Genomic DNA, 17,077 nt, shown 5'->3' on the forward strand with positions numbered 1-17,077 from the left:
CAGACGTCGTGAATTCTTGGATTACCGGACAGTCATCCGGCGCGGTGTAGTTTTACTACAAATGCTTTCGCATTTCATGCTTTTGCACGTTGGGCGTAGTAGTAAAACTACACAAATGCGACGTTTGGTCGCATCCCGGGTTGTGAGGAAAAACGTTCATGTTGGTTGGCGGTGTGTCGCGAGCAGGTGAATCTTGATGGGTTTTGCCAATTTTTCGGCTTTATCAGCTATTTCCAACTTTTGTACGACAGTCCAACCGTGGTCCAACCCCCGTTTGACCTCCCCAACCGCTCTCTTTCACGCCGATCAAGGATAGACCATGCGCCTGCCTTTGCCGCTCGATCTGCCTGCCGCTCTCCAACCACTGGTCGCTCGCAACCAGCAATTTCTCCGCGATGCCTTGGCCGGTCATGCTGATCTGCACCTGGACAGCCTGGGCGCCGAGCATCGGCGCCAGTTCGACCAGGTTGCCGCCGCCAGCGACTTCGTCCTGGCGCAGGCCCAGCGCGATCCGGCGGTGCTGTTCGAGCTGCTGGCCAGTGGCGCGATGGACCGGGCATACACACCGGGCCAACTGCGTGCTCACATCCACGTCGTCGCCCAGGCTGCGCAAAGCGAGGACGAACTGGCGCGCAACCTGCGCCGCGAGCGCAATCGCCAGCAGTTGCGCATCATCTGGCGCGACCTGAGCCGCCAGGCAGCGTTGGCCGAGACCTGCCGCGACCTGTCCGACCTGGCCGACGCCAGCATCGACGAGGCCTATCAGTGGCTGTACCCGCGCCATTGCCAGCAGTTCGGCACACCCATCGGCAACCGCAGCGGCCAGCCTCAGCACCTGGTGGTGCTGGGCATGGGCAAGCTGGGCGCGGTGGAACTGAACCTGTCGTCGGACATCGACCTGATCTTTGCCTTCCCCGAGGGCGGTGAAACCGAGGGCGTGAAGCGCTCGCTGGACAACCAGGAGTTCTTCACCCGCCTCGGCCAGCGTCTGATCAAGGCGCTTGACCCGGTCACCGTCGATGGCTTCGTGTTCCGTGTCGACATGCGCCTGCGCCCGTACGGTTCGGCCGGCGCGCTGGTGCTCAGCTTCAATGCCCTGGAGCAGTACTACCAGGATCAGGGGCGCGACTGGGAACGCTACGCCATGATCAAGGCGCGGGTGGTGGCCGGCGACCAGGCGGCCGGCGCGCAGTTGCAGGAAATGCTGCGGCCTTTCGTCTATAGGCGCTACCTGGACTTCTCCGCGATCGAAGCGCTGCGCACCATGAAGCAGCTGATCCAGCAGGAGGTGCGCCGCAAGGGCATGGCCGACAATATCAAGCTGGGGGCCGGCGGCATCCGCGAAGTCGAGTTCATCGCCCAGGCATTCCAGCTGATCCATGGCGGCCGCGACCTGAGCCTGCAGCAGCGGCCGCTGCTGAAGGTGCTGACCACCTTGGAGGGCCAGGGCTACCTGCCGCCAGCGGTGGTCGCCGAGCTGCGCGACGGCTATGAGTTCCTGCGTTACACCGAGCACGCGATCCAGGCCATCGCCGACCGCCAGACCCAGATGCTCCCGGATGACCCGACCGACCGCGCGCGCATCGCCTACATGCTGGGCTTTGCCGACTGGGAGGGCTTCCATGCCCAACTGATGCACTGGCGTGGGCGGATCGACTGGCATTTCCGTCAGGTGATCGCCGATCCGGATGAGGATGAGGCCGAGGGCGAACTCGTAGTCGGTGGCGAATGGTCGCCCCTGTGGGAGCAGGCCCAGGATGAAGAAGCCGCCGGGCGCCAGTTGCAGGAAGCCGGTTTCCACCAGCCTGCCGAGGCGCTGCGCCGGCTCAACGCCTTGCGTGTCAGCCCGACGCTGCGCTCGATGCAGCGCATTGGTCGTGAACGCCTGGATGCCTTCATCCCGCGTCTGCTGGCCCAGGCGGTCGAGCACGACAACCCTGACCTGGTGCTGGAGCGGGTGCTGCCCCTGGTCGAGGCGGTCGCGCGCCGCTCGGCCTACCTGGTGCTGCTCACCGAAAATCCCGGCGCGCTGCGCCGTCTGCTGACCCTGTGCGCAGCCAGCCCGTGGATTGCCGAGCAGATTGCCCGTTACCCGCTGCTGCTTGACGAGCTGCTCAATGAAGGTCGGCTGTTCAGCCCGCCGCTGGCCCCGGAGCTGGCTGCCGAGCTGCGTGAGCGGCTCACCCGCATCCCCGAGGATGACCTTGAGCAGCAGATGGAGGCGCTGCGCCACTTCAAGCTGGCCCACAGCCTGCGCGTGGCCGCCTCGGAGATCAGCGGCAACCTGCCCCTGATGAAGGTCAGCGACTACCTGACCTGGCTGGCCGAGGCCATTCTCGACCAGGTGCTGGCCCTGGCCTGGCGCCAAACCGTGGCGCGCCATGGCCAGCCCAAGCGCAGCGACGGCAGCCTGTGCGACCCTGGCTTCATCATCGTCGGCTACGGCAAGGTCGGCGGCCTCGAGCTGGGCCACGGTTCGGACCTGGACCTGGTGTTCATCCACGATGGTGACCCCAACGCCGAGACCGACGGCGCCAAGCCGATCGACAGCGCGCAGTTCTACACCCGCCTGGGCCAGCGCATCATCCACCTGTTGACCACCCAGACCAACTCCGGCCAGCTCTACGACGTGGACATGCGCTTGCGCCCGTCCGGCGCCTCGGGGTTGCTGGTGAGCTCGTTGGGCGCCTTCGAGCGCTACCAGCAGAACGAGGCCTGGACCTGGGAACACCAGGCCCTGGTACGGGCCCGGGTGCTGGTCGGCTGCCCGCAGGTGGCGACGGCCTTCGAGGGCGTTAGGGCCAAGGTGCTCGGCCAGCCCCGCGACCTGGGCAAACTGCGCGCCGAAGTGAGCGAGATGCGCGCCAAGATGCGCGACAACCTGGGCACCAAGGCCACCGGCGCAGGCACGGCGGGCAATGCCTTCGATGCCGGCCAGCTCTTCGATATCAAGCAGGATGCCGGCGGTATCGTGGATATCGAATTTATGGTGCAATACGCCGCTTTGGCCTGGTCCCACGACCATCCGGCCATACTGCGCTGGACCGACAACATCCGCATCCTCGAAGAGCTCGAACAGGCCGGGTTGATGCCCGCCGCCGACGCCGTGCTGCTGCGCGAGCTGTACAAGGCGTTCCGCTCGGCCTCGCACCGCCAGGCCTTGCAGAAGCAGGCCGGGGTGATCGACGCGGCGCAGTTCGCCGAGGAGCGCCGTGAGGTAAGGCGGATCTGGGGGCAGCTTGGGTTGACCTGAGCTTGCCGGGGCCGCGCTGCGGCGAAAAGGGCGCAATGCGCCCTCGGTGGTACACTGTCCGCCACATAGCCTGAATATAAAGAGGGGAGGCCAGGTTGTAGCGCAGCCTGCAGCCTCCCCGAATGTTTCTGGATAAAGCATGAGAATACTGATCATTGGCCCCAGCTGGGTCGGCGACATGGTGATGGCGCAGACCCTGTTCCAGAGCCTCAAACAGCAGCACCCCGACTGCGTGATCGACGTGCTGGCACCCGAGTGGAGCCGGCCCATCCTCGAACGCATGCCCGAGGTGCGCCAGGCCTTGAGCTTCCCGCTCGGCCACGGCGCGCTGGAGCTGGCCACGCGGCGGCGCATCGGCAAGTCGCTGGCCGGCCAGTACGACCAGGCGATCCTGTTGCCCAACTCGCTCAAGTCGGCGCTGGTGCCGTATTTCGCCGGCATTCCCAAGCGCACCGGCTGGCGCGGCGAGATGCGCTACCTGCTGCTCAACGATGTGCGCAAGCTGGACAAGGCGCGCTATCCGCTGATGATCGAGCGCTTCATGGCCCTGGCCTACGCCCCCGGTACCGAACTGCCCAAGCCGTATCCGCGGCCGGCCCTGCAAATCGAGGCCGCCAGCCGCGAGGCCGCCCTGGCCAAGTTCGGCCTGGAGCTGGACCGCCCGGTCCTCGCCCTGTGCCCCGGCGCCGAGTTCGGCGAGGCCAAGCGCTGGCCGGCCGAGCATTACGCCGAGGTGGCCGAGGCGATGATCCGCCAGGGCTGGCAGGTGTGGTTGTTCGGTTCGAAGAACGACCATCCGGTGGGCGAGCAGATCCGTGATCGGCTGATCCCGGGCCTGCGCGAAGAATCTTGCAATTTGGCCGGCGAGACCTCGCTGGCCGAGGCCATCGACCTGATGTCCTGCGCCAGCGCCGTGGTGTCCAATGACTCCGGGCTGATGCACGTGGCCGCCGCCCTCAACCGTCCGCTGGTGGCGGTGTATGGTTCGACCTCGCCGGGCTTCACCCCGCCGCTGGCCGACCAGGTGGAGGTGGTGCGCACCGGTATCGAATGCAGCCCCTGCTTCGACCGCACGTGCCGCTTCGGCCACTACAACTGCCTGCGGCTGCTGGAGCCGGCGAAAGTGATCGCCGCCCTGCACAGCCTGGGTGGCTCCGACCTGATCGATACCGTGGCCGAGGTCGACTGAGTGCGGGTCCTGATCATCAAGACGTCGTCGCTGGGTGACGTCATCCATACCTTGCCAGCGCTTACCGACGCCGCCCACGCCATTCCCGGCATCCGTTTCGACTGGGTGGTGGAGGAAGGTTTCGCCGAGATCCCCAGCTGGCATCCGGCGGTCGACCAGGTGATCCCGGTGGCGATCCGCCGCTGGCGCAAGAATATCTGGCAGACGCTCATGAGCGGCGAATGGAAGGCTTTCAAACAGCGCCTGCGCGAGCACAAGTACGACCTGGTGATCGATGCCCAGGGCCTGGTCAAGTCGGCCTGGCTGACCCGTTACGTGAAAGCGCCGGTAGCCGGCCTGGACCGTTATTCGGCCCGAGAGGGCTGGGCCAGCCGCTTCTACGACCGGCGGCTGTCGGTCGCTGTCGGCCAGCATGCCGTTGAGCGCGTGCGGCAACTGTTCGCCCTGGCCCTGGCCTATGACCTGCCGGAAGGGCTGGGCAACTACGGCCTTGACCTCAATCGCCTGCAACTGCCACCCGCCGCGCCCTACGTGGTGTTCCTGCATGGCACAACCTGGGCCACCAAACACTGGCCCGAGGCTTACTGGCGCGAGCTGGCCGAGCGCATGGGCCGGCGCAAGCTGCAGGTGATGCTGCCATGGGGTAACCCTGCGGAAAAAGCCCGCGCCGAGCGTATCGCCCAGGGCTTGAACAATTGCCAGGTGCTGCCCAAATTGAACCTGGCGGGCGTGGCCCGTGTGCTGGCCGCCGCCAAGGCCTGCGTGGCGGTCGACACCGGCCTGGGCCACCTGGCCGCCGCCCTGGATGTGCCGACCATCTCCCTGTTCGGCCCCACCAACCCTGGTCTGACCGGTGCCTACGGACGCGCCCAGATCCACCAGGCGAGCGACTTCCCCTGCGCCCCGTGCCTGCAGAAGAAGTGCACCTACAAACCGAGCGCCGAGGACCTGCGCCGGTTCGATCTCAAACGCGAGTGGCCGCTGTGCTTCACTCGCCTGAATCCCGAGCATGTGGCGGGCCGCTTGAGCGCGCTGCTGCTGGCTGAGGATGTTCGTTGATGCAACTGGCTTTTGTGCTCTACAAGTATTTCCCCTTTGGCGGGCTGCAGCGTGACTTCATGCGCATTGCCCTCGAATGCCAGAAGCGTGGCCACCAGATCCGTGTGTACACGCTGATCTGGGAAGGTGACATTCCACCGGGCTTCGAGGTGCTGGTGGCGCCGGTCAAGGCGCTGTTCAACCACCGCCGCAACGAGAAGCTCAGCGCCTGGATGGCCGCAGACTTGGCCAAGCGCCCGGTCGATCGCCTGATCGGCTTCAACAAGATGCCTGGTCTGGACGTCTACTACGCCGCTGACGGCTGCTTCGAAGACAAGGCCCAGACCCTGCGCGGCGGCCTCTACCGCCGCTGGGGCCGCTATCGCCACTTCGCCGAATACGAGCGGGCGGTGTTCGCCAAGGACGCACGTACCGAGATCCTGATGATCTCCGAGGTGCAGCAGCCGCTGTTCATCAAGCACTACGGCACTCCCGAGGCGCGTTTCCACCTGCTGCCGCCGGGCATTTCCCAGGACCGCCGGCGCCCGGCCGACGCCGAGGCCATCCGCGCTGCCTTCCGTCAGGAGTTCGGCCTGGCCGACGACGAGCTGCTGCTGGTACAGATTGGCTCGGGCTTCAAGACCAAGGGCGTTGACCGCAGCCTCAAGGCCCTCGCGGCGCTGCCGTCGAGCCTGCGCAAACGCACGAAACTGATGGTCATCGGCCAGGACGACCCCAAGCTGTTCCAGGTGCAGAGTACTGCGCTCGGCCTGGGTGAACAGGTGCAGTTCCTCAAGGGGCGCAGCGATATCCCACGCTTCCTGCTCGGCGCCGATCTGCTGATCCACCCTGCCTACAACGAAAACACCGGTACCGTATTGCTCGAGGCGCTGGTCGCCGGCCTGCCGGTGCTGGTGTCGCAGGTGTGCGGCTACGCCCACTACATCGCCGAGGCCGACAGCGGCCTGGTGCTGGACGAGCCGTTCGAGCAGGACCAGCTCAACGCCTACTTGCAACGCATGCTCGAGGACGCCGCGGCCCGTGCATCCTGGTCGAGCAACGGCGTGGCATTCGCCGCCACCGCCGACCTGTACAGCATGCCGCAGCATGCCGCCGACGTGATCCTTGGGCAGGAGACCGCATGAAGCTGATACTGGCCGAACCGTTCAAGCGCCTGTGGGCCGGGCGTGACCCCTTCGATGCCGTCGAGGCCCTGCAGGGCGAGGTGTACCGCGAACTGGAAGGCCGTCGCACCCTGCGTACCGAGGTCGATGGCGCAGGCTTCTTCGTCAAGATCCACCGTGGCATCGGCTGGGGTGAAATCTTCAAGAACCTGTTCAGCGCCAAGCTGCCGGTGCTCGGCGCCGGCCAGGAGTGGCGTGCTATCCAGCGCTTGCATGAAGTCGGCGTGCCGACCATGACCGCGGTCGCCTACGGCGAGCGCGGCGGCAATCCGGCCACCCAGCATTCGTTCATCGTCACCGAGGAGCTGGCGCCGACGGTCAGCCTGGAAGACTTCAGCATCGACTGGGTTAGGCAGCCACCCGAGCCGGGCCTGAAGCGTGCGCTGATCGCCGAGGTGGCGAAGATGACCGGCGGCATGCACCGCGCCGGGGTCAACCACCGCGACTGCTACATCTGCCACTTCCTGCTGCACACCGATCGCCCGGTGATGGCGGACGACTTCCGGCTGTCGGTGATCGACCTGCACCGTGCCCAGACTCGGGCGACGGTCAGCCGCCGCTGGCGCGACAAGGACCTGGCGGCCCTGTATTTCTCGGCCCTGGACATCGGTCTGACCCGTCGCGACAAGCTGCGCTTTTTGCGCGGCTACTTCCAGCGCCCGTTGCGCCAGGTGCTCAAGGACGAGGCTGCACTGCTCGCCTGGCTGGAGCGCAAGGCGCAGAAGCTCTACGACCGCAAGCAACGTTACGGGGACGCACTCTGATGGCGAGCTGGAACCTGGCGCCTGAGTATGCGCACCTGGCGGCCGATTTCGGCAGTATCGACGCGGTGTTCGCCATCAAGGGCGAGCGTCTGACCCGCGACCCGTTGAGCGAGGTCATCCGCATCGAACGGGACGGGGTCAACTACTACGTCAAACGCTACACCGGAGCCGGCAAGCACATGCGCCGCTACCTGGGGCGCCCGCGAGTCAAGGCTGAGTGGCAGAACCTCAAGCAGTTCGCCAAATGGGGCATCCCCACCGCCGACGTGGTCGCCTGGGGCCTCGAGCGCCAGGGCCTGGCGTTTGGCCGTGGGGCGATGATCACTCGCGAACTGCCACGCACCGAGGACCTCTCGGCGTTGGCCGAGCGCAATGACCCGCGCCTGCGTGACGCGGCCTGGGTCGATCATGTCAGCCGTCAGCTGGCGCGGCACACCCGGGTAATGCACGATCACCATTTCGCCCACAACGATCTCAAGTGGCGCAACCTGCTGGTCGATGACCAGGGCACGCTGTTCTTCATCGATTGCCCGACGGGCGACTTCTGGCGTGGTTTCATGCTGCGCCACCGGTTGATCAAGGACCTGGCCTGCCTGGACAAGGTCGCCAAGTATCACCTGTCGGCGACCCAGCGCCTGCGCTTCTACCTGCAGTACCGGGGGCATGCGCGCCTGCATGCGCGCGACAAGAAGCGCATCCGTCAGGTGCTGAGCTTTTTCGAGGGAAGGGAATGACCGACTACCTGGCCAGTGCCGACCAGGCACTGCTGCAACGGCACGGACTGGGCGACTTCGAGGCGCTCTGGGCCCTGCAACTTGACGCCGTGGACGAACCCAACACCGGCCGCGGCGGCTGGAGCAGCGTGTTCCGCCTCGAGCTCGAGGGCAAGGGGTACTACCTCAAGCGCCAGAGCGACTACCTGACTCGCAGCCTGCACCGGCCGTTCGGCGAGCCTACCTTCGCCCGTGAGTTTCGCAACATCAGCCGTTACCAGAAGCTCGATATCCCGGCCTTGCAGGCGGTTTTCTATGGGGAGCGCAAACAGGCCGGCCAACACCGGGCGATCCTCATGACCCGGGCGCTGGACGAATGGACCGACCTTGAGCATTTGCTCGGCCATTGGCCGCAGACATCCGCGCCGCAATGCCAGGGCATCCTCCAGGCCTGTGGCCAGCTGGCGCGCACACTGCACGGCGCCGGGCAGATGCACGGTTGCTTCTACCCCAAGCACATTTTCCTGCGTGAGCGCCGCGAAGGCTGGCAGGCACAGTTGATCGACCTGGAGAAGACCCGCCCGCTGCTGTTCGGCATGCGTGACCGGGTCAAGGACCTCGAGCCGCTGCTACGGCGTGCCCGGGCCTGGGGTGAGGGCGACGTGCGCGTGCTGCTGGCCGCCTACCTGGAGCAACCGGCGGACAGCGCCCTGGTTTCCACCTGGCTGCAACGCCTGACCCAACGCCGCCGTCACAAAGAGGCCCGCTGATGCGCCTGTCCGAACTGAAGGAGGCCGGGCGCAGCCCAAGCCTGCCCCTGACCATCACCCTCGCCGACGCCGCAGGCAGCGCCGACTTGCAGCTGCTCAGCCTGCTGCGCGTGCTGCCGGGCCAGCGCTATGTCGGCCCCGGCATCTGGCGTGGCACCAAGGTCCTGGCCAAGTTGCTGGTCGGCGGCAATGCCGCCCGCCACTTCCAGCGCGAACGCGATGGCGCCCGGCTGATGGCCGATCAGGGCCTGACCACGCCGCGCCTGCTGGTCGACGGCCTCAAGGAAGGCGAAGGTGGCTGGCTGCTGTTCGAATACCTTGATCACGCCGAAAGCCTGGGTGACGCCTGGGCCAAGGTGGAATCATTGCCGATGCTCGCCGACGAGCAGCACCTGGTGCTGGGCGAGGCGTTGACCGCCATCGCACACTTGCATGCCAAGGGCCTGTGGCAGGAGGACCTGCACCTGGACAACCTGCTGCGCCAGGACGGTCAGCTGTACCTGATCGACGGCGCCGGCATCAAGGCCGAAACGCCCGGCCAGCAGCTGTCGCGCCAGCGCGTGCTGGAAAACCTCGGGGTGTTCTTCGCCCAGTTGCCCAAGCGCCTGGAGCCGTACATCGAAGAGGCACTGGTGCATTACATCCTGGCCAACGCCGAGCATGCGTTGCCGCTTGAGGCGTTGCAGAAGCAGGTGGACAAGGTGCGCAACTGGCGCCTGAAGGACTACCTGGACAAGGCCGGGCGTGAATGCACGCTGTTCAGCGTTGCGCGCAACCTGTCGGGCCTGCGCGCCATCCGCCGCGGCGAGGTCGAGGCGCTGCTGCCGGTGCTCGAGCAGGCCGATGCGTTGATTGACCAGGGCCACCTGTACAAGACCGGTGGCGCGGCCAGCGTGGCGCGTATCGAGGTGGGTGGCCGCACGCTGGTGCTCAAGCGCTACAACATCAAGAACACCGCGCACTGGTTCAAGCGCTTCTGGCGCCCGAGCCGGGCCTGGCATTCGTGGATCGAAGGGCATCGCCTTGAGTTTCTCGACATTGCCACGCCACGGCCATTGGCGGTGCTGGAGCAGCGGGTGATGGGGTTGCGCAGCACGGCCTACCTGGTAACCGAGTACGCCGACGGGCCGGACCTGATCGAATGCTTCGCGCCCTATGTGGAAAGCGGCGAGGCGCCCGACGAGCAGGTCGAGGCCCTGGTGCGGGTGATGCAGCAGCTGATCCGCGAGCGCATCAGCCATGGCGACTTCAAAGGCCATAACCTGTTCTGGCAGGCCGGCCAGTGGTCGCTGATCGACCTCGACGCCATGTGTCAGCACGCCACTCAGCTCAGCTTCGCCCCGGCGTTTGCCCGTGACCGGGCACGGTTGCTGCGCAACTGGCCGAGCGGCAGCGCCTTGCATCAGCGACTGGACCGGCTTTTGCCAAAACGGGTCGAGTAAGGCAGCTGGTTCGGGCTTTCATTGGGCGGGCGGTGGTTGGTCTGGCAGTGTCAGCCAGTCACTGCTGCGCCCTGCCTGGCGAACGCGTATCAGCCACTGGCCGTTTTCGTGACGCATCACCGCCCACGGCACCACCCCGGCGTTGTTGGCGACAGTAATCTGCAAGTGGTAATGATCCGGCAGCAGGTGGCGACGCACCGGCAACTGTCCGTTCTCGAGCGCCAGGTACAGCTGATCGTCAGCCTCAAAGAGCCCTTGTTCGATGTTCAGTGGCAGGCCGGCCACAGGCACCTGCAGGTAGCAGTCTTGCAATAACTGCTTCAGGTCGGGCAGCCCGTCGTACCAAAGTACCGGTGAGTCTATGACCCACTGCCCGTCGGACTTGCGCTTGAGCGGTTGCTGCAGGTAGACGTCTGGCTGGTCAGGGTCGATCGCCCGCCAGCGGTAGCCGTCGAAGCTGACCTGGTAATAGCGGTTGTCGTTGTCCTTGACGAAGTACAGTGAGTGCCCGCCAAACGCCGAGCTTTGCTCGTATACACCTTCACCGTAGATGCCGTCTATGCGATAGCGCAGGCTGCTCCCTGGTTGTACCTGGAGGCGTGCGGGCAGTGGCAGTGGCGGTTGTTTGGGGATCCCGCGCAGGGATCGGCGTAGCACTCTGGAACCAAGAAAACTGGTACCCGCATCGTTGAGGTGGCTAAGCGCTTGATAGGCATGCCGCATCACCCCTTCGACATCCTCTTGCTTGAAGGCCTCGACGCCGTCCCAAATATCGATTGCCATGCGGCCGATCGACAGCACCAGCAGCGCACGGTTCGGCAGCAGGAGGCTGATGAAGTCCAGCAAGCGCCAGCTCAGCGCCATGACCGATGCCACGTTCACTTCCCTGGTCGTCATGCTGTCGGCATCGGCCTGAGCGATCAGCGCCCGGGCTTCGGCGATGTAGTAGACGAAGAAAAGGTCGTCCTTGATCTCGGGTGTCGTCAAATGTGTGCTCATGCGCCCCTTGTCCAGCAGCCGTTGCACCGTGGCGGCAGGCAACAATGGCAGGCGCTGGGCTACGTATGCTCTCAACGTGGGCTGTTGGCGCAACGTGCGAAGCAGTTCGCGGGTTGTTCGAAAACGACGCCAGGACCTGCGGTCCGGGGCATCCGGGGTGTACAGCACGCATGCCGGAGACTTGTAGGGGGTGCTGTTGAGCAGAAGCACGCCCTGCAGGGTATGGCCCATGATGTTTAGCTGCCGAACAGTGACCGGGTAGCCTGCGACTGGCGCACGCAAGGCATTGTGTGGTTGGTCCAACACTGCGCGCACCCAGTTGTAGCCGTGTTCGAAAGGGTCTTCGCCAAAGTGCCCGGCGTAGCGCGCCTTGACTGCTTCAGCGTGCATGCGTGCACGGTTGACCTTGCTGTGCGCGGTCAGGCGCCATTTGCCCACTCTGGAACTGACAAGTTGGGTGTGCAGGTACTTTGCGTAGCTGTCACCTACGTTCAGTTCCCGGACCATGTGCTTGACATACTGCGGCGTGAGCCCGGCGGGCATGGCTTTGCCGTGGGCATGGCTCACCCGAGCAGTAAGCCAGTAGTCGGTATCGAACCACGGCAAGTTCTTGAGGGCGATCTCTTCGAGAGTGTTAATTTCTTCGACCATTTCCACCATCTCGTGGCCCACGCGTCGCATGCCGACATAGGTGACATAGGATGAGATGGCGAAGGGATGCATGATGGCGCCGGTGCGGCGGGCACGCACGACCCTGATCTTGATATCGCGAGGATCTGTGTCGTACCCCAGGTTATGGCTAAGGCGCTCGCGAAGGCGTGCGTTGGCCCAGGCCAGCAGGCTATTGCGTTGCTTGAAGTCGTTAAGGCTCAGCACTCCCGGGGCAGCAGCCTGCTCGGCGATTGCCACCAGCTCTTGCATGGCCTGCATCATATGGCTCAGGCCTTGCGCAGAGGTGTTGCGCAGCCAGTTCGGCAGGTTCTTCTCAAGTAATCGGGAGTAACGTGTCAGCAGGATGGGTTTGGCGCCGACTTCGTGCCAGAGTTGCATGGCTTTATGTATTCGGGTGTGCTGGTCGGGTGAGCCGTTGCTCCACAAGCCGTCGTCACTCAAGCGTTGGCGCTGGGCTTCTATCGCACTGTCGATCTGGGCCTCCAGCAGGCTATCGGTGTACCAGTCATAGCGCAGGCGCTGTGACCGACGAACGCGGTCCGCCTGTGGGTCAGGATACAGATGCAGCAGAGGCTTGCTCTGGAGTGGGTCCTCCAGGCGTTCGCAAAGTTCCTGGTGCAGTGCGGCAAGGGAGTCGAAGGCCTCTATGCCTTGTGAGAGGCTGCATAGCAAGGCCATGCCTGCGGCATCCTGAGGCGTGAGCATAGGGCCCTCGGCGGTGCCGGCAACGATGATCAGTGTGCCTGGCAGGTAGCTGCGCCAGTTGGGCCGTATGCCGTCGAGCAGCACGCGATAGACCTGTGGCCTGCTGGCCAGCGGCAGCTGCCTGCGCTGAGAGGGAAGCGGCTGTTCCAGGCACGCCCGCAGCTGCTCGGCTGACCCGTTGGCCAAGGTCTGGTCGCCCAGGCGCAATTCAACCTCGGCCAGCATCAGCGCCTTGCGCAGTGCCAGCAGCTTTTGTCTTGGGGTTTCGCCATGCTCATCGGCCGTTGTCCAGAAGCTGGCCAGTTGGCCGTGCAGCCAGGTGCGTGTATCGGGGTTGATGGGGTGCTGAGGGTCAAGGGTCGGGAGGCCGCCGAGCAGGTCGCTGATCTGTCGGTCGATCTGTTCCAGTTGTTCGAGGGGGCGCATGGGGCGGGTCCTGGGTTGAGGAAAACCCCCATGCTTGGCAATACCTGCGGTTGCGGGGTGGTAGCGGGCTAGCGCACCCGACGCCAGAGCAGCCCGCGCAAGCTCACCAGGGCCGGCAGACCCAGGCCGGCCCATGCCAGAATGTCCCAGCCACCGTCGCCGAGCAGTGCGGCGAACAGGCCCAGGAGCCCAAGTATGGCAATCAACGCTGGCCAGGCGAAGATGCGTACAGTGGCTTGCGACCTGTGGCTCATGCGCGCGACCCTCTGGGTTTGCGCTGCTTGCCCCACCACAGGTAGAGGCCGCTGCCGAGCACGATGATTGTCAGCACGTCCAGCAAAGCCCAGAGGATCTGCATCGGTCGCCCGCCGTAATCGCCGAAATGCAAAGGCTGCGACAGGCCCATCGCATCCATGTACCAGGGACGGTCGCCTACGGCCGTCACTGCAAGGGTGCGAGCATCGATCAGTACCGGCGTGAACAGGTGCGAACTCAGGTGTGTGGCACCGTTCATGAATACCGCGTAGTGGTGCTCGCTGGAAAAACGCGTGCCTGGAAAGGCGATGAAGTCCGGGCGCATGCCGGGTGCCGCCTGTTCGGCGATCGTCAACAGCTGGCTGGCCGGGGCGCGTTCGGTGAGCGGCGGGGCATCGCGGTAGGGCGCGACCATGGCCGCCAGGCTGTCGTTGCGCCAGGTCGCGATCACCAGGTCGGACAGGGCGCTGATCACACCGGTGACGCCGACCACCAGGGCCCAGGTCAGGGTGACCACGCCGATCAGGTTGTGCAGGTCGAGCCAGCGCAGGCGCCGGGATTTGTCGTGGCGCACTGTGGCGAACTCCAGGCGGCGCATGAACGGCGCGTACAGCACCGTGCCGGAGACGATCGCGACGACGAATAGCACGCCCATGAAGGCCAGCCACAACTTGCCGGGCAGCCCGGCGAACATGTCCACGTGCAGACGAAGCATCAGCATCATGAAACCACCATTGGCCGCCGGCATGGCCACGGCCTCGCCGGTGCGGGCATCGAGCATGAAGGTGTGCGATTGGTCGGGGTGGGTGCCGGCGGTGGCGGCCATGATCGCCACCACGCCGTTGGGTTCATCCTCTTCGTAGCCGAAGTACTGCATGACTTCGCCAGGGCGGTGTTGCTCGGCCTTGAGCACCAGTTGCTGCAGGTCCAGGTGCGGGGTGCCGGCCGGCATCTCGCGCAGTTCGGGGGCATCGCCCAGCAGGTGTTCCAGCTCGTGGTGGAAGATCAGCGGCAGGCCGGTGAGGGCCAGCAGCAGCAGGAACAGCGTGCACACCAGGCTGCTCCAGGTGTGGATCGCTGACCAGCGGCGGATGGTTTGGCTTTTCATCACGGCTCCTTAAGCCATCGCGGGGCCAGCCCGCTCCCACTGACCGTGGGAGCGGGCTGGCCCCGCGATGGCTTCGGTCACTCAGAACTTGTAGGTGGCGCTGGCGACGACGCTGCGCTGGTCGCCGTAGTAGCAGTAGTAGCCGTCGCAGGTCGAGAGGTAGTCCTTGTTCAGCAGGTTGCTGGCGTTGACCGCCACCGAGGCCCCCTTGAGGCTGCTGTCCAGGCGGCCGAGGTCGTAGTGCACCGCAGCGTCGAACACAGTGTAGGCCTTGCTCTTGCCGAGCCAGGTGTTGGCTTCGTCGCCGTAGCGGTTGCCGGTGTAGCGTGCGCCAAGGCCAATGCCGAAGCCGTCAAGCACACCGGTATGCCAGGTGTAGTCGGCCCACAAGGAGGCCTGCTGGTTGGGCATCTGTTGCAGGCGGTTGCCTTTGTACTGCCCTTTCTGGACTTCGGACTTGGCCAGGGTATAGGCGGCGATCACTTTCAGGTTGTCGGTGACGTCGGAGACGGCTTCCAGTTCCAGGCCGTGGACCTTGACCTCCCCGGTCTGGCTGGAGACCGGCACCCCACCCACGTTGTTGGTGACGGTCACGTTCTTCTGGGTGAGGTCATACACGGCCGCCGACAAAAGGGTGTTGGAGCCAGGTGGCTGGTACTTGATGCCGAGCTCCCATTGCTGGCCTTCGGTCGGCTTGAACGACTTCTCGACGTCCGCGTCCGAGCCGGTGCTTGGCTGGAACGACTCGGCATAGGACAGGTAGGGAACAAAGCCTGAATCGAACACGTAGCTCAGCGCCGCGTTACCGCTGAACTGCTTGTCGCGCTGGGTGTTGGTGGCATTACCCTTGTTGAGGAACGTGGTGCCGGTATGCACCCAGTCTTCACGCCCGCCCAGGGTCAGGCGCCATTTGTCGAGCGCCATCTGGTCCTGGATGTAGAGCCCGGTCTGCACGGTTTTCTGGTTGTAGTCCATATAGGCCGCGGAGCGGTCCGGGCGGGTGATTGGCAAACCGTACACCGGGTTGTTGACGTTGGTGGGCGGTACGTTGAAGCCATAGATGGAGAGAAAGTCGGATTCGGTGCGCTGGTGGTCCAGGCCGATCAGCACGGTATGGCTGATATCGCCTGTGCTGAAGTCGGCCTGGAAGTTGTTGTCGAGCGCGAACTGGCTGATGTCCTCATTGACGTTGGTGGACATGCGGCTGGCATTGCCCTCGTTGTCCACCGGGCCGCCGGGTTGGTAGTAGCTACCAACGGTGATCGTCTGGAACGACAACTCGCTCTTGGTGTAGCGCACGTTCTGGCGGAACTGCCAGACATCGTTGAAACGATGTTCGAAGGCATAGCCCAGCGCGTAGTAGGTGCGGTCGTAGTATTCGTAATCCGGATCACCCAGGTTCTTGTGGCGGGAGACTTTGCCGAACGGCATGTCGATCTTGGTGCCTTGGATCGGGTAGAACTGGCTGGTGGCGCCGGTATCGTCGCGGGTGAACTGGCTGAGGAAGGTCAGCGAGGTGTCGTCGTCGATGTTCCAGGTCAGGCTTGGGGCGATGTTGTAGCGCTTGTTGTCGATATGGTCGATCTGCGTGCCGCTGTCGCGCACCACGCCGCTGACGCCATAGAGGAACTGGCCCTGCTCATCAAGCTTGCCGGTGCTGGCGAAGCTGATCTGGCGGTGGTTGTCGCTACCGTACTGCAGCTGGATCTCGTGGCTGCTCTCGGCCTGGGGGCGGCGGCTGACCATGTCCAGCAGGCCGCCGGGCGGGGTCTGGCCATACACCGACGAGGCCGGGCCACGCAGCAGCGCAAGGCGGTCGAGGTTCCAGGTTTCGGCTTTCGGGTTGGCATACACGCCGCGGGGCAGAGGCAGGCCGTCGAGGAACTGGGTCGGCTCGAAGCCGCGCACGCGCATCCAGTCATAGCGGGTGTCGCTGCCGAAACTGGCCGAGACGATGCCTGGCATGTACTTCACCGCATCATCCAGGCTCTGCACGCCACGGTCGCTCATCTGCTGGCGGGTGGCGACGGAAATGGAGCGTGGGACTTCGACCAGCGCGGTGTCGGTCTTGGTGCCGGCGGCGGTGCGCTTGGCGGTGTAGCCCTCCACCGGGCCCCAGGCACTTTCAAAACTGCTGTTGGCGTCGATGTTGGTCTCCGGCAGCGCCAGGCTGCCTTCCGCCACCAGGCTGTAGCTGCCGGCACTGCTTTGCTGCAACTGCAGGCCGGTACCACGCAGGGCCGCCTGTAGCGCGCCAATACCGTTGTACTGGCCGCTGACCGGCGCCGAATTACGCCCACTGACCAGCGCCGGATCCAGCGCCAGAGCGATACCGGCCTGGCTGGCGATCTGGTTCAGGGTGCTGGCCAGCGGTGCGCTGGGCAGGTTGTAGGCCCGCATGGCGGACTGTTCGGCGGCGAACAGGGCAGTGCTGGCCAACGGGGTGGCCAGGCTGATGGCCAGGGCCATCAGGCTGGGGCGAAGCAAAGCATCAACGGCACGGGACATTCAGCGGCTCCTCGACGAAATAGTGCTGACTGCTTCCTTGCCGAGCGAGAG

12 protein-coding genes are annotated in these 17,077 nt (G+C 64.9%); 8 read left to right on the top strand and 4 right to left on the bottom strand.

Annotated elements, in window-relative coordinates:
- Positions 1-319 precede the first annotated feature (319 nt).
- The 8 genes from glnE (at position 320) to ACZ9C1_RS20390 (ending at position 10,353) form a co-directional block, all read left to right on the top strand.
- Positions 320-3,253: a bifunctional [glutamate--ammonia ligase]-adenylyl-L-tyrosine phosphorylase/[glutamate--ammonia-ligase] adenylyltransferase gene (gene glnE, locus ACZ9C1_RS20355; RefSeq protein WP_476254315.1), complete on the top strand. Its 2,934-nt coding sequence runs from the start codon at positions 320-322 to the stop codon at positions 3,251-3,253.
- Positions 3,254-3,392: 139 nt separating this feature from the next.
- Positions 3,393-4,442: a lipopolysaccharide heptosyltransferase II gene (gene waaF, locus ACZ9C1_RS20360; RefSeq protein WP_139667984.1), complete on the top strand. Its 1,050-nt coding sequence runs from the start codon at positions 3,393-3,395 to the stop codon at positions 4,440-4,442.
- Positions 4,443-5,501: a lipopolysaccharide heptosyltransferase I gene (gene waaC, locus ACZ9C1_RS20365; RefSeq protein ID WP_457378218.1), complete on the top strand. Its 1,059-nt coding sequence runs from the start codon at positions 4,443-4,445 to the stop codon at positions 5,499-5,501.
- The gene (locus tag ACZ9C1_RS20370) at positions 5,501-6,625 is read left to right on the top strand and encodes a glycosyltransferase family 4 protein (RefSeq protein WP_457378217.1); all 1,125 of its coding nucleotides are present in this window, start codon (positions 5,501-5,503) and stop codon (positions 6,623-6,625) included. Before waaC ends, ACZ9C1_RS20370 begins: the two co-directional genes overlap by 1 nt.
- Entirely contained in the window at positions 6,622-7,428 is an 807-nt protein-coding gene (gene rfaP, locus ACZ9C1_RS20375) for a lipopolysaccharide core heptose(I) kinase RfaP (RefSeq protein ID WP_277502525.1), read from the top strand. Before ACZ9C1_RS20370 ends, rfaP begins: the two co-directional genes overlap by 4 nt.
- Positions 7,428-8,162: a lipopolysaccharide kinase InaA family protein gene (locus ACZ9C1_RS20380; RefSeq protein WP_102681882.1), complete on the top strand. Its 735-nt coding sequence runs from the start codon at positions 7,428-7,430 to the stop codon at positions 8,160-8,162. Before rfaP ends, ACZ9C1_RS20380 begins: the two co-directional genes overlap by 1 nt.
- Entirely contained in the window at positions 8,159-8,911 is a 753-nt protein-coding gene (locus ACZ9C1_RS20385; RefSeq protein WP_476254316.1) for a lipopolysaccharide kinase InaA family protein, read from the top strand. The genes ACZ9C1_RS20380 and ACZ9C1_RS20385 overlap by 4 nt, the downstream gene beginning before the upstream one ends.
- Entirely contained in the window at positions 8,911-10,353 is a 1,443-nt protein-coding gene (locus ACZ9C1_RS20390; RefSeq protein ID WP_277502527.1) for a lipopolysaccharide kinase InaA family protein, read from the top strand. Before ACZ9C1_RS20385 ends, ACZ9C1_RS20390 begins: the two co-directional genes overlap by 1 nt.
- Before the next feature lie 18 nt (positions 10,354-10,371).
- Here the strand turns inward: ACZ9C1_RS20390 and ACZ9C1_RS20395 are convergent, their stop codons facing one another.
- From ACZ9C1_RS20395 to ACZ9C1_RS20410, 4 genes are all read right to left on the bottom strand, one after another.
- Positions 10,372-13,155, bottom strand: a complete 2,784-nt coding sequence (locus ACZ9C1_RS20395) for a dermonecrotic toxin domain-containing protein (RefSeq protein WP_476254586.1) — start codon at positions 13,153-13,155, stop codon at positions 10,372-10,374.
- Positions 13,156-13,223: 68 nt separating this feature from the next.
- A complete protein-coding gene (locus ACZ9C1_RS20400) occupies positions 13,224-13,409 on the bottom strand; it encodes a hypothetical protein (protein WP_139667991.1) in 186 nt (61 codons plus the stop codon).
- Positions 13,406-14,518 (bottom strand): PepSY-associated TM helix domain-containing protein, encoded by a 1,113-nt coding sequence (locus tag ACZ9C1_RS20405; RefSeq protein WP_277502529.1) that lies wholly within the window; start codon positions 14,516-14,518, stop codon positions 13,406-13,408. Before ACZ9C1_RS20405 ends, ACZ9C1_RS20400 begins: the two co-directional genes overlap by 4 nt.
- Positions 14,519-14,599: 81 nt before the next feature.
- The gene (locus ACZ9C1_RS20410; protein ID WP_476254317.1) at positions 14,600-17,026 is read right to left on the bottom strand and encodes a TonB-dependent siderophore receptor; all 2,427 of its coding nucleotides are present in this window, start codon (positions 17,024-17,026) and stop codon (positions 14,600-14,602) included.
- Between the last annotated feature and the right edge of the window lie 51 nt (positions 17,027-17,077).

This window comes from Pseudomonas sp. TE21435 (assembly GCF_056279265.1).